Source organism: Embleya sp. NPDC059213, from assembly GCF_042754445.1.
Taxonomy (GTDB): Bacteria; Actinomycetota; Actinomycetes; order Streptomycetales; family Streptomycetaceae; genus Embleya.
Genome location: NZ_JBHZAV010000252.1, coordinates 1 through 11,814, shown reverse-complemented (window position 1 = coordinate 11,814; position 11,814 = coordinate 1). Strand labels below are relative to the sequence as shown.

General features: G+C 70.7%; 12 protein-coding genes. 2 read left to right on the top strand and 10 right to left on the bottom strand.

Annotated elements, in window-relative coordinates; translation table 11 throughout:
• Positions 1 to 266: 266 nt before the first annotated feature.
• The gene (locus tag ACFXMF_RS43760) at positions 267 to 746 is read right to left on the bottom strand and encodes a hypothetical protein (RefSeq protein WP_379988230.1); all 480 of its coding nucleotides are present in this window, start codon (positions 744 to 746) and stop codon (positions 267 to 269) included.
• Between ACFXMF_RS43760 and ACFXMF_RS43755 the strand changes: the two genes are divergently transcribed.
• Positions 745 to 1,206 carry an NUDIX domain-containing protein gene (locus ACFXMF_RS43755; protein WP_360313514.1) on the top strand — a complete coding sequence of 154 codons (462 nt, stop codon included), beginning with the start codon at positions 745 to 747 and terminating at the stop codon, positions 1,204 to 1,206. The two genes, ACFXMF_RS43760 and ACFXMF_RS43755, sit on opposite strands and share 2 nt — an antisense overlap.
• A gap of 683 nt (positions 1,207 to 1,889) precedes the next feature.
• On the opposite strand, the gene ACFXMF_RS43750 is transcribed toward ACFXMF_RS43755, so the two are convergent.
• The 9 genes from ACFXMF_RS43750 to ACFXMF_RS43710 form a co-directional block, all read right to left on the bottom strand.
• On the bottom strand, positions 1,890 to 2,501 hold the full coding sequence (locus ACFXMF_RS43750; protein ID WP_379988231.1) for a TetR/AcrR family transcriptional regulator: 612 nt from the start codon (positions 2,499 to 2,501) through the stop codon (positions 1,890 to 1,892).
• 92 nt (positions 2,502 to 2,593) lie between these two features.
• Entirely contained in the window at positions 2,594 to 2,740 is a 147-nt protein-coding gene (locus tag ACFXMF_RS43745; protein ID WP_360313510.1) for a hypothetical protein, read from the bottom strand.
• 230 nt (positions 2,741 to 2,970) lie between these two features.
• Positions 2,971 to 3,939, bottom strand: a complete 969-nt coding sequence (locus tag ACFXMF_RS43740) for an alpha/beta hydrolase (RefSeq protein WP_360313508.1) — start codon at positions 3,937 to 3,939, stop codon at positions 2,971 to 2,973.
• 80 nt (positions 3,940 to 4,019) lie between these two features.
• On the bottom strand, positions 4,020 to 5,255 hold the full coding sequence (locus tag ACFXMF_RS43735; RefSeq protein WP_379988235.1) for an ROK family protein: 1,236 nt from the start codon (positions 5,253 to 5,255) through the stop codon (positions 4,020 to 4,022).
• A 5-nt stretch (positions 5,256 to 5,260) separates the two neighbouring features.
• Positions 5,261 to 6,316, bottom strand: coding sequence for an ABC transporter ATP-binding protein (locus tag ACFXMF_RS43730; protein ID WP_379988232.1), 1,056 nt, complete (start codon positions 6,314 to 6,316; stop codon positions 5,261 to 5,263).
• Entirely contained in the window at positions 6,313 to 7,419 is a 1,107-nt protein-coding gene (locus ACFXMF_RS43725) for an ABC transporter ATP-binding protein (RefSeq protein ID WP_379988233.1), read from the bottom strand. The genes ACFXMF_RS43730 and ACFXMF_RS43725 overlap by 4 nt, the downstream gene beginning before the upstream one ends.
• Complete coding sequence (locus ACFXMF_RS43720; protein WP_360313502.1) at positions 7,416 to 8,294, bottom strand: ABC transporter permease; 879 nt, start codon at positions 8,292 to 8,294, stop codon at positions 7,416 to 7,418. Before ACFXMF_RS43720 ends, ACFXMF_RS43725 begins: the two co-directional genes overlap by 4 nt.
• A complete protein-coding gene (locus ACFXMF_RS43715; RefSeq protein ID WP_360313500.1) occupies positions 8,284 to 9,234 on the bottom strand; it encodes an ABC transporter permease in 951 nt (316 codons plus the stop codon). The genes ACFXMF_RS43720 and ACFXMF_RS43715 overlap by 11 nt, the downstream gene beginning before the upstream one ends.
• A complete protein-coding gene (locus ACFXMF_RS43710) occupies positions 9,231 to 10,646 on the bottom strand; it encodes an ABC transporter substrate-binding protein (RefSeq protein ID WP_360313498.1) in 1,416 nt (471 codons plus the stop codon). The genes ACFXMF_RS43715 and ACFXMF_RS43710 overlap by 4 nt, the downstream gene beginning before the upstream one ends.
• 598 nt (positions 10,647 to 11,244) lie before the next feature.
• Here ACFXMF_RS43710 and ACFXMF_RS43705 point away from each other — a divergent pair.
• Positions 11,245 to 11,814: carboxylesterase family protein (locus tag ACFXMF_RS43705; protein WP_380021171.1), on the top strand; the 570-nt coding region annotated here is incomplete at its 3' end.

Genomic DNA, 11,814 nt, shown 5'->3' with positions numbered 1-11,814 from the left:
CGTGTATTCACCCACACGGACCCGGAAGGTCCGACGGTTCGAGTCACCGGCTCCACGCTGCCGTTCGTGTCGTCTCAACCCCCTCGGCGCGAGAGCCCGAGCTCCGATCCCCTCAGTCGCACCGGCGCCTCGAAGCGCGACCCCGGCGAACCGACCGGACTCGACCCGCTTTGTGCGGTCACGTCACGCCGACTCGGGGGCCACGACCCACGACCCCGCTCCGGCACGAGGCGTGTGGAGCGGGGCGCGGATCGTGGGCGCGGCGGTCAAGCGTGCGCGGGGGGCCGGGTGTTCGGGGTGGTGCGGAGTCGTTCGGCGATGGTGCGGGCGTGTTCGGTCGCCTGGACGCGGGCCTCGGCGAGGAGGCGGTGGGCGAGCGGCCTGAGTTCCGTCGTCGCCGGGTTGACGTCCGCCGCGGCGAGTTCGGCCCGGGCGGTGAGCAGGTCCAGGCCCCAGACGTCGGCGAGCATGCGATGCACGTACGGCGTGGCATGGTCCCAGCCGGCGCGCGGGGTCCCGGGGGCGTAGCCGCCGCCCCGGGCTTCGACCAGCAGCGCCGGGCGGCCCGGCCGGCCGGGCGTCGTGGCCCGGGGACGACCCCCGGCACCGGGGCGGGCCCGGCGATGTTCGCTCTCCCACGCGCGGGTCCGATCGGCGAACGTCCGGTCTCCCGTGGTACCGCCGACACTTCGGACGCCATCCTGGGGCCGGTGCCCCGTTCCGTCGTCGACTCGGGAGAAACGCATGACCAGCCGCTACCGCAGCATCGTGGACGTCTACGTGCTCCTTCGGAGAGCCGACGGACGCATCCTGCTCATGGAACGCGCCAACACCGGCTACGCGGACGGCCGGCTCTGCCCACCCAGCGGACACCTCGAAGCCGGGGAATCCGTGATCGCCGGCGCGATCCGCGAGGCCGCCGAGGAAGTCGGCGTCGAACTCGACGAAGCCGCCGTCGACTTCGTGCACGTCGTCCACCACCGCAACGGCGACGAAGAACCACGCATCGGCTTCTTCTTCCTTGCGGACGACTGGCGCGGCCGGCCGATCAACCGTGAACCGCACAAGTGCGCGCGGCTTCTGTGGGCCGACCCGACCGACCCACCCGCCGACACCGTTCCCTACACGGCCGCCGCGCTGGCGCAGATCGCCCGGCGGAAGCCGTTCTCCCTCGACGGTTGGGGCGACCCACCGGCCGGGCCCTGATCCCTTCCACCACGCACCCGTCGCGGAAGGAGATCGGCACATGGAGCAAGACGACTTCGTCGTCGTGGGCTCCTCGGCATTTCGGCGTCGAGGTCGACGACGGTGCAGCGGGTGAAATCGCAGACCGGCCGGCTCGGCGGCGATCATCCATCGTGTCGCGGGATTTCCGTAGCGGGCGACCTTCCAGCCCAGCGGGGCAACCGCACGCGCTCCCATAGCGCTCGCCCAGGAGTACCGCCGGGATCGTCCCGATTCGGGAGCATCCCCGCGCCCGTGCTGGGGCAGCCTGCCTCTCGGCGTCGCGGGCGCGTCCGACGGCCGTGATCCTCGGCCGGCGCCGCGTCCGCCGCCGCGCGCGTCGATCGCCGAACCGGCACTGCGCGTGTTCCTGGATCCCTCCGACGCCCGCCACTTCACCGACGAGGCCGGCACCCGCTTCACCGGCCTCCGCACCCAACTGCGCGTGCTCGCACCGTGGTTGGAAGACGTGACCACCGGGGGACTGCGGGTGGTCACCGGTAGCCCGAGTATCGGCAAGTCCGCCTCGCTCGGCGCTCTGGCCTGTGCCGCGCACCCCGAGATCGTCACGGTGGTACCGCACGTCCGCGCACGCCTGGACGCCCGCGACGGGTCGGGATGCCCCTCGATCGACCCTGGCCTGGCCGCGGTCCACGACGGACTGTTCACCGACCCTTTTCTCGTCCGTTGGTGTTCGGCAGAGCCTGATCGAGGAGAACCTGTGCCGCTGCCCGTGCGTGCCGGCCATAGTCCGCTTCGCCCAGCACCATTGCGCGACTGGCCGCGCCGTCCGCGAGAGTGGCCAACTGCTCGGCGAGTGCGTCGGGTTCACGACAGCCCAGCTCCGTCACCAAGGCGGCGATGAGCCGCACCATCCGCAGTTTCTGGTCGCGGGCGTAGGAGTGAACCGCGCTTTCCGGGTCCGGGAACTCCACAGCGGCATCGATGAACGGACACCCACGAACCGGACCCGCGTCCGTCGTGAACTGGTCGAAGAGCATCAGGACCCGTTCCCGAGGGGTGAGGTCCTCGCGGTCCAGCACACTCTCCAAGGTGGCGCCCGTCAGCACGAGGCCCTGCAAGTGGGCGATGACCAGGTCGTTCTTGGTCCTGAAGTGCGCGTAGAGCGTCCGCTTCGACACCGGTGCCTTCTCTGCCACCTGTTCCATGCCGGTCGCGTTGATCCCCTGGGTCGCGAACAGCCGGGCGGCGGCGGCCAGAATGCGCTCCCTACCTCCACGTCCCCGCCGTTGAGGCGCAGTAGCCGTTGCACTCATACAGGAAGTGTACGTTCACGTTTACTTTAGTCAAGGGTTCCACCGGTGCGGCGGGTCGCAGGTCCCTTGCCGGCCGGGGTGGAGTGGCCTGGTTACTCGGTGTAGTCGGCAAGGTGGGCCAGGGCAGCGGTGTCGAAGGCGGCGACGGGGTGATCGGTGGGGGTTGCGGTGAGCACGAGGGCGTTGGTGTACGTGTCGGTGGCCGGGGAGTGGATCGCGAACCCACCGACCCTGTCCAAGCCGTACTGCCTCGGCCCCTCCGGGCGTCCTGGAACGGGACTCGGAAGTCGTCCCGCCGCCGCAGACATCCACAACTGCTGCGATCGCAGTAGGCGAGCCGGTCCCGGGACCGGCGGAGGTGGCTGCGGCGACCGGTCCCGTCCGGGACGAGCCGGCCGTCGCAGCCTGCCGGGGAAGCCGAATCGCCACGAGGCTTTCGACGCTCCGTCCCCGCCCGGCCCGGGCTCGGTCAGCCCAGGTGTCGCTCGAGGAACGTGATGCCTTCGTGGACCACCGGGGCGATGTCCGCCAGGCCGACGAAGCAGTGGTCCGCGTCGGGTATCGATCGCAGGGTGACCTCGCTGCCGCATGCGGCCAGTCGAGCGGCGAGTTGCGCGCTGTGTTCGTGCGGGACCACGGTGTCCTTCGTGCCGTGTTGCAGCAACAGCGGTGCGGCCACGTGGTCCGCGTAGGTGAGCGGGCTCGCCGAGCGCGCCAGCAGCGGCCATTGTTCGGGGCGCCCGCCGAGCAGCGCCTCGCAGGGATCGGGGCGGTGGGCCGCGCCCGGGGGCGGCAGTTCGTGGAGGGTGGACAGCAGGCTGGGCACGTTCGACACCCCATACCAGTCGACCGCGGCCCGAACGGCGCTGCTGGGGCCGGTGATTCCCACGCTGCCTTCGAGGGGATGGTCCGGGTCGTCGGACGGGGTCAGCGCAAGGAGCGCGGTGAGATGGCCGCCGGCGGACTCGCCCCAGACACCGATGCGCTCGGGGTCGATGCCCAGTACGCGGGAGTAGTGGCGAAGGTAGCGGACCGCCGATTTGGCGTCGTGGAGTTGGGCCGGGAAGGGCGCTTCCAGGCTGTGTCGGTAGTCGATGGAAACCAGTGCGAGGCCGGCGTCGAGGATGCCGCCGAACAACAACTCCGGGGTGACCGTCGGCGGCGGGTAGCGCCGGTCGCCGTCCTGCCAGGCTCCGCCGTGGATCCACACCACCACCGGTGCGGGCCCATCGCCGGCGGGCACCGCGACGTCGAGCAGGCACGGACGGTACCCGGCGGTCGCCGCGTAGGTGAGGCCCTCGTACCGCCGCACGCCCGACTCGGTGACCACCGGGTCGCCGGGCGGCAGGTGGGTCGGTGGCCGCCAGTTGTTCTCCTTCGGGTCCCACGAGGTTTCGGGCCGGGTTTGGACCTGGGTTTCGGACCGGGTCTGGGTCATCGGTGCATCCGTCTTTCTGCTCGACACGACAAGTGGTCAAGGAACAAGGAGGGAACGCGAGGGAGCCGTTCGCGGCCGGCTCACGGCGATGTGGTGGCCTCGGCGCGGGGGCCGCCGATCCGGAGCGGGTCGCGGTCCGTCTGCCGTTCGCGGGCTGCGAGCAGGGCTCCGTACAGGGGTCCGTCCCGCCCGAGCCGCGCCGTGCTCACCTCGATCGTGTAGGGCCTGAATCGGCCCAGGTAGTGCGCGAGTTGGGCTCGCACCCCGTCCAGCAGGAGGGTTTCGGCCCGGGCCAGGGCGCCGCCGATCACGACCAGGTCGAGATCCAGCGGCGTACTGACGGCGGCGACGAAGGTGCCGATCGCCAGACCCGCTTCGTGCACGGCGGCCCGATGCGCGCCGTCTCCGGCGAGCGTCGCCCGCACGACGTCGTCCACGGTGTGCGGCGCGGGCTCGGCCGTGCGCAGCGCGGCGAGCAGGGCCCGCTCCCCGATCAGCGTTTCCAGGCAGCCGCGCGCGCCGCACCAACAGGCCCGGCCGTGTGGCTCGACGACGGTGTGGCCGAACTCGCCCGCCATGCCGGTCGCGCCGCGGTAGATGCGCCCGTCGAGTACCAGCGCCCCGCCGACACCGGCGTCCACCGACAGGAACAGGAAGTCGCGGCTGTCCACGGCTGCGCCCCGGTGGAGTTCGGCCAGTGCCGACAGGTTGGCGTCGTTGTCCGCGTGGACGGGTACGCCCACCACTTCGCCGATGTCGTGGGTCAGCGGCACGCTTCCCCAGTTGGTCGTCTGGTGCCATCCCTGTGGGATCAGGTCGCGGCCGGCCGCGTCGTCCTCGGGACGGCGAACCGGGCCCGGGACCGACACCACGCCCGCGACCGGGGCGATCGAGGACGGATCGCGCACCGCCAGCAGGCCCCGGGTCAGCCGGCCGATCGTCTCCAGTGCCTCGGAGTACGCACACGGGTGGGGAATCGGCGCCCGCGCGTCGAGGATTTCGTCGGTCGAGGACATCAGGCCCACCCTGATCCAGGAGCGGGCGAGGTCCACCCCCAGCACCCATGAGGAACGATGCGCGGCGAGCCGCACCACGTTGGCGCGGCGACCGTTGCGCACGCTGTGTTCCAATACCACGTGTCGATCACGGACCAACAGTTTGACGAGGTTGGACACGGTGGCCTCGGACAGGCCCGAGGCCACCGCGAGTTCCGTCTGCGACAGCGGCTTGGGGGCCAGACACTCCAACAGTCGGCCCAGGTTGCCCGCTCGCGGCGAGATTCGCGGGCCGCCGGCACCGGCCCGCGCGCCGCCCACCGCGGTCAACTTCCCACCGCCTCCCTCGAAACCCGCTCCGCGTCGATCCGCGTCCCGAGCGGGAAATGACAGGCCACCCGGTGGTGCGGACGCACCTGCACCGGCTGCGGCTCCTCGACGGCGCAGCGCTCCCGGGCGAGTGGGCAGCGGGTCCGGAAGCGGCACCCGCCGGGCGGCTCGATCGGCGAGGGCAGTTCGCCCGTGAGCAGGCCGTGGCCTTGCGTGTTCGCGCCGCGGCCGGGGACCGAGGCGAGCAGTGCGCGCGTGTAGGGATGGGCCGGGGCCGCGTACAGGTCGTCCACCGGCGCCTCCTCGCACAGTCGGCCGAGGTACATGACGGCGACCCGGTCGGATACGTGGCGGACCACCGAGAGGTCGTGGGAGATGAAGAGCATCGCCAGGTGCCGCCGGTCCCTGATGTCCAGGAGCAGGTTGAGCACCTGGGCCTGGACCGAGACGTCGAGCGCGGAGACGATCTCGTCGCACAGCAGCAGGTCCGGGACTCGGGCCAGGGCCCGGGCGATGCTCACGCGTTGGCACTGGCCGCCGGACAGCTCGTGTGGGCGCCGATCGAGCAGCGCGGTGCGCAGGCCGACCTGGTCGGCCAGTTCCCCCACCCGGTCGGCGATGCGTGCACGGTCCGTGTCGCCGGCGAGTTCGAGCGGGGTCGCGATGATGTCGCGGATCCGACGACGTGGGTTCAGGGACGCGATGGGGTCCTGGAACACCATGCCCACTCGACGGCGGTACGGGTCCAGTGCCTTGCCGCGCAGCCGGGCCACGTCTTCGCCGTCGAACTCGATGCGCCCGGAGATCGAGGATTCCAGCCGTGCGACGGCACGCGCGACGGTCGATTTGCCGCAGCCGGATTCGCCGACCAGGCCCAGGGTCTCCCCGGCCTGCACGGTGAGGTCGACACCGGCGACCGCTTCGAACAGGCGGCCCGCGTTGCGATACCGCACCCGTAGGTCTCGAACCGTCAACAGGGCGCGGTCCGCGCCCGTTTCGCCGTCGGTGTCGTGCTGCGGGCGGGTGCGGTCGGGGGTGTCGATGCTGCTCATGGGGTACTCGCTTTCGATACGTCGACACCGTCGGCCCGGCCGGGGACGACATCGACCGCCGGGTGTGGCGCCGACGGCTCGGGGAGCCGGCAGGCGGCCCGGTGCCCGCTCCCCGGCGGCACCACCAACGGTGGCCGGGCACTGCGACATCGGTGGTCGGCGCGTGGGCAGCGGCTCTCGAAGGCGCAGCCGTCGGCGGTGCGGGTCAGGTCCGGGGGTTCGCCGCCGATGGTCGGCAACCGTTCGGCGCGCACGGAGTGCAGTCGCGGCGCGGTGTCCAGGAGGGCCCGGGTGTACGGCATTCGGGGTGCGGTGAGCACCGCGTCGGTGGGGCCGAGTTCGGCTTGTCGTCCGGCGTACATGACCATGACGTCGTCGGCGTGATCCGCGACCAGGTCCAGGTCGTGACTGATCAGGATCATCGCCATGGCACGTTCGGCACGTTGGCGGTCGAGCAGGCGCAGGATCTGCGCCTGGACGGTGACGTCGAGTGCCGTGGTCGGCTCGTCGGCGATGAGCAGTTCGGGGTCGCAGGTCAGGGCCAGCGCGATCATCACGCGCTGGCGCATTCCGCCGGACATCTGCACGGGGTACTGCCGGGCGCGTCGGGCCGGGTCGGGAATGCCCACGGTGTCGAGCAGTTCGACCGCGCGGGCCCGGGCCGCCTTGCGGCCCAGACCCAGGTGGCGGCGCAGGGGCAGGGCCAGTTGGCGCCATACCGGCATCACCGGGTTGAGTGCGGTCATCGGGTCCTGGAAGACCATGCCGACCCGGCGACCGCGCAGCGCGCGCAGCCGTTGCTCGCTCAAGCCGGTGAGTTCGAGGTCGGCGAAGCGTGCGGTCCCGGTGCGGACGGCGATGGCGGCCGGCGGCAGCAGGCCCAGCAGGCTCCGACACAGCACACTTTTGCCGGACCCGGATTCGCCGACCACGGCCAGGGTGCGTCCGGCGGCCAGGGTGAAGCTCACGTCGTCGACGGCCCGTACGGCGCCGCGCGGCGAGTGGAGGTGGACCCGGTAGTCGCGCACGTCCAGCAACGGCTCGGGTCCGGTGTCGGCGCTCGGCTCTGGAGCGGTTCGCGGTGTCTTGTCGAGACGGTTCACAACATCGCTCCGCGGGAGTCGAAGACGGCGGTCAGTCGGTCGCCCAGGACGTTCGCGCACAGCACGACCAGCACGAGCACGGCGGTGGGCGTCAGGGTGACCACGGGGTGTTCGGCGAGGACCTGTCTGCCCTCGGAAATCATGCCGCCCCAGGTGGGCGCGGGCGGCGGGACGCTCATCCCGAGGAATCCCAGGCCGCCCTCGATCATCACGCCGAGGCCGAACATGGTCACCGCGTACGTGACGACCAGGCCGGTGATGTTGGGCAGGATCTCGCGCAACATCAACCGCGTGGCGGACATCCCCATCGCCCGGCAGGCGAGGACGAACTCGCGTTGTGCCAGGCTCAGTACCGGCGCCTGCACGACGCGTACGAAGCCGGGTACGAACAGCACGCCCACCACGAGGGTGACGCTGGTTGCCGAGGGGCCCACCGCACCGATCACCGCGAGCGCGAGCACCAGCGCGGGGAAGGCGAGCAGGACGTCCGCGAGCCGCATCACGATCGCCTGCGCCCATCCGGTGCTCAGGCCCGCGATCATGCCGAGCAGGGTGCCGACGACCGCGCCGATGGCGGTGGCGCCGAGTCCGACGGTCAGGCTCACTCTGGCCCCGTACACGATGCGCGCGAGGGTGTCCCGGCCGAGTGCGTCGGTGCCGAGTGGGTGTTCGGCGCCGAATCCGGCGGACAGCGCGGAGACGTCGGTGTGTTCGGGATTCTCCAGCGGCAGGACGGGCGCCAGCAGTGCGGCCAGCACGATCGTGCCCAAGACCACCGACGCCGCCGCGGTAGCGGCCCCCGGGCGGGCTCGACGGGTCGTCACCTTGTCCCGGTGGGTGGCCTCGGCGGTGGGCACGAGGGTGTCAACGGGCATGGCGAATCCTCGGATCCAGGAGGCCGTAGAGCACTTCGACGGCGAGGTTGACCAGGACGTAGAGCGCGGCGATCAACAGCACGACGCTCTGCAGGACGACGAAGTCCTTGGCTCGTACGGCGCCCAACGCGTAGGTGCCCAGACCGGGGATGGCGAAGAGTTGCTCGATCACCACCGCGCCCCCGATCAGCACGCCGAAGTTGAGTCCGACCAGCGTGACCAGCGGTAGCAGGGCCGGGCGCAGCGCATGCCGCAGCAGGATCTCGCGCGGGGTCAGTCCTTGGGCTCGGGCCGCCAGGATGTAGTCCTGCCGGAGGGTCTCGATCACTCCGTTGCGCAGCACCCGGAAGTACACGGCGGCCAGTCCCAGGGCGAGCGTCACCGCCGGCAACATCAGGCTGCGCAGGGTCTCGCCGGCCCCCTGCGCCAGGGGTGTGTAGCCGGTGGCCGGGGCCCAGCCGAGGCGGACGGCGAAGACGTAGACCAACAGCACGGCGATGGCGAACTGTGGTGCGGCAAGCAGGAACGAGGATGCGCCGTTGGCGATCCGGTCGGCCGGTCGGCCGCGACGGTAGGCGGCCCACAGCGCCGCCGGGACGGCGATGGCCAGGGCCAGTGCCTCGGCGAGGAGCATCAGCAGCAGGGAGGGTTCCGCACGGTCGCGCAGCGCGGCGGAGACGCTCTGGCCGTTGAGCGGCGAGGTGCCCAGATCTCCGGTGAGGGCGGCGGTGAGCCAGTCCAGGAATTGCTCGATCGCGCTGTGGTCGGCCCCAATGCGGTGGTTGAAGGCGGCGGTCTGCTCCGGGGTCGCGGTCGGCCCCAGGACTGCGGCGGCGAGGTCGCCGGGCAGGATTCGCCCCAGGACGAAGGTGACGACCGCGACCGCGGCCAGGACGATCGCCGCCTGGCCGAGTCGACCGGCGAGGTAGCGTGCGTTCATCGGCTCAGCCACACGTCGGTCATCGAGAAGATGTCCACGCCGCGCGAGTCGGCGGGCGGCAGGTGTACCCGGTCGGAGCCGATGAACATGCCCATCTTGCGCACGACGGGAATGACCGGGACCTCGCGCGCGAGAGTGCCGACGATCTCCCGCGCGGTGGACAGGGCCTGTGCGTCGTCGGCGATCGGGGCGAGCTTGGCGAACAAGGCGTCCGTGTGCGGGTTCGCATAGCCGCTGAGGTTGCTGAACCCGCCGGAGACGAAACTGGGTTGGAGTCCGGAGACCGTTGTGGTGTCCACGAAGAACGGCCCCAGGAGGACGTCGAAGTTCCTTTGCTGGATGGCCTGGTTGAGGGTGGGGCCGGCCGCGGTGACCTTCGCGTCGACACCGACGTCCTTCCACATCTGTTGCAGCAGCAGCGCCTGGGTCAGGTAGGCGGGCAGGTCGGGGGCGAGGATGTCCACCGACACGGGTTTGCCGTACTCGGCGAGCAGTCGGCGGGCCGCGGCCGGGTCGTAATCCGGCACGGCGATGCCCTGTTGTGCCGGGTTGTCGTCGGCCAGCAGGGCCAGGGCGGGCTTGGAACCGTTTCCGTAGGCGGCCTTGTTGATCGCCTTGCGGTCGATGGCCGCGCTCAGTGCCGCGCGCACCCGCGCGTCGTCGAGGCCGGGGCGCTTGGTGTTGACGTTGAGACCCTCCGGTGCGAAGCCCTCGTTGAGTTGCACCTGTAGGTTCGCGCCGCGCGCCTGTTCGGCCAGGGTGGGGGTGGTGGCGACGGCCATGTCCAGCGTGCCGGACTGGACGGATTGCACGGCGCTTTGGGTGTCCGGGACGATCTTGATGAGGATCTTGTCCAGGTTGGCCTTTTCCGGGCGCCAGTAGGTGTCGTTGCGGACGAGGATGATGGCGCTGCCGGGGGCGACCCGTTCGAGGCGATAGGCGCCGGCGCCCACCGCCGCTCGGCCGAAGTTGTCGCCCTGGGCCCGAACGGCGGTGGGCGACGGGATCAGCGCCGCGGTCTGGGTAAGGGCCAGGACCGGGAACTTCGCCCACGGCTGGGTGAGGTGGAACACCACGGTGTGGGTGCCGGCCGTGCTCAGCGAGGCGATGTCGGTGACCACGCGCGGATCGCAGCCCAGACAGGTCTTGGTTTCCTGGAGGCGTTTGTAGTGGTCGACGACGGCTTGCGCGTCCAGCGGCGTGCCGTCGGAGAAGCGCACGTTCTCGCGCAGGGCGACGGTGAACGTGCGGTCCGCGTCGGAGGAGGTCGCGGACAGGGCCAGGACGGGGACGAGATTGCCGCGCCGATCCAGGTCGAAGAGCGGATCCATGATGGCGCGGGCCGCCGTGTAGTCGGTCATCGAGGTGAAGTTGGGCGCGGTGGGGTCCAGGGTCTGGTAATCGACCGGCATGCCCAGCAAAAGGGTGCCGCCACGGCGGGGCTCTCCGGTGGGCCCCGCCCCCGGGTGCGAGCCTGCACCGGGCCCGCCGCAGGCCGCGAGGAGCAAGGCCAGTGCGCCGGCGCCGGCCGCGATCGTGTGGCGTCTTCTCGGGTGGGTCAGGGGCGAACGGAGCATGAATTCCTCGCAGGGTCGTTCCGGGAAACCGGGATGGTCGATCGACCGGCGGCTCCGCACGGAATCGGGAAGCCGTCGGGACGGGTGCAAGAACGTCGACCGTCCGATCGGGTGTCGTTATGAATACTCGCTTTTCAGGTGTTCGACAAGAGTCGATTCTGCGGGGTTTCCCATCGAGACCGGAACGCAACATCAGGGCCGGTGAATTCGTTGCCTGAATTCAACGAGTGAATTCATCGATCGCACATCGGATCGCCGATTCTCGTGAAATGTGCAGGTCAGACATGATCCTTGGGTGAACCCGGCGAGGTTTTCCGGTTTGCGCCTTGAAGTCAAGGAGCGTCTTCGACGGCTCGCATCACAAAATTGTCGACATCCGTGAATTCGTGTGTTGTGCTGGTGGTCGAGCATTCAGAGGCAACCGGAGGTTCCCGTGTACGAGATTGATTTCGAGACCTCGTCCGGAAGGATTCGGGGAACATCCGAAGGCGGGCCCATTACTTTTCCCGGGATTCCGTACGGGTCGGCGATCGGCGGCGACAACGGCCCGCGGCTCGACGTTCGCACCCCGTTTGCGACGTGCGCGGCCCGGCGTCCGGTCCTGGTCTGGTTTCGCGGCGCGACCGCCCGGCCGGCGGACTGCGCCGGGCCGACCCACCATCCGGGGTTCCCGCTTCCCGCCGACGACGTGGTCCTGGTCGCCGTCGACCGGCACGGCCGCGCGCTCCGGAACCTGCTCGGGGCGCTGGATTGGGTCCGGAAAGACATCGCCGGGTTCGGTGGGGATCCGACGAACGTGACGATCCTCGGCGGCGGGCGTAACGCCCTGCGGGTCACCGACCTGTTGGCGGCGCCGGACACCCGCGGCGCGTTCCACCGGGCGATCGTGCACGAGCGTCCCGCCTCGATCCCGCCGACCGCCTTCACAACGGACGTCCCCCTGCTGATCGGCGCGCGCACCGACGATGCCGCTGCGCGCGAGTGTTCCGGCCGCAGGGCGCGC

Excerpts from the sequence above, each read along its gene's own strand:
- ACFXMF_RS43755 (WP_360313514.1), top strand. The coding sequence starts at position 745 with ATGACCAGCCGCTACCGCAGCATCGTGGACGTCTACGTGCTCCTTCGG.
- ACFXMF_RS43715 (WP_360313500.1), bottom strand. The coding sequence starts at position 9,234 with ATGAACGCACGCTACCTCGCCGGTCGACTCGGCCAGGCGGCGATCGTC.
- ACFXMF_RS43750 (WP_379988231.1), bottom strand. The coding sequence starts at position 2,501 with ATGAGTGCAACGGCTACTGCGCCTCAACGGCGGGGACGTGGAGGTAGG.
- ACFXMF_RS43720 (WP_360313502.1), bottom strand. The coding sequence starts at position 8,294 with ATGCCCGTTGACACCCTCGTGCCCACCGCCGAGGCCACCCACCGGGAC.
- ACFXMF_RS43730 (WP_379988232.1), bottom strand. The coding sequence starts at position 6,316 with ATGAGCAGCATCGACACCCCCGACCGCACCCGCCCGCAGCACGACACC.
- ACFXMF_RS43710 (WP_360313498.1), bottom strand. The coding sequence starts at position 10,646 with ATGCCGGTCGATTACCAGACCCTGGACCCCACCGCGCCCAACTTCACC.
- ACFXMF_RS43740 (WP_360313508.1), bottom strand. The coding sequence starts at position 3,939 with ATGACCCAGACCCGGTCCGAAACCCAGGTCCAAACCCGGCCCGAAACC.
- ACFXMF_RS43760 (WP_379988230.1), bottom strand. The coding sequence starts at position 746 with ATGCGTTTCTCCCGAGTCGACGACGGAACGGGGCACCGGCCCCAGGAT.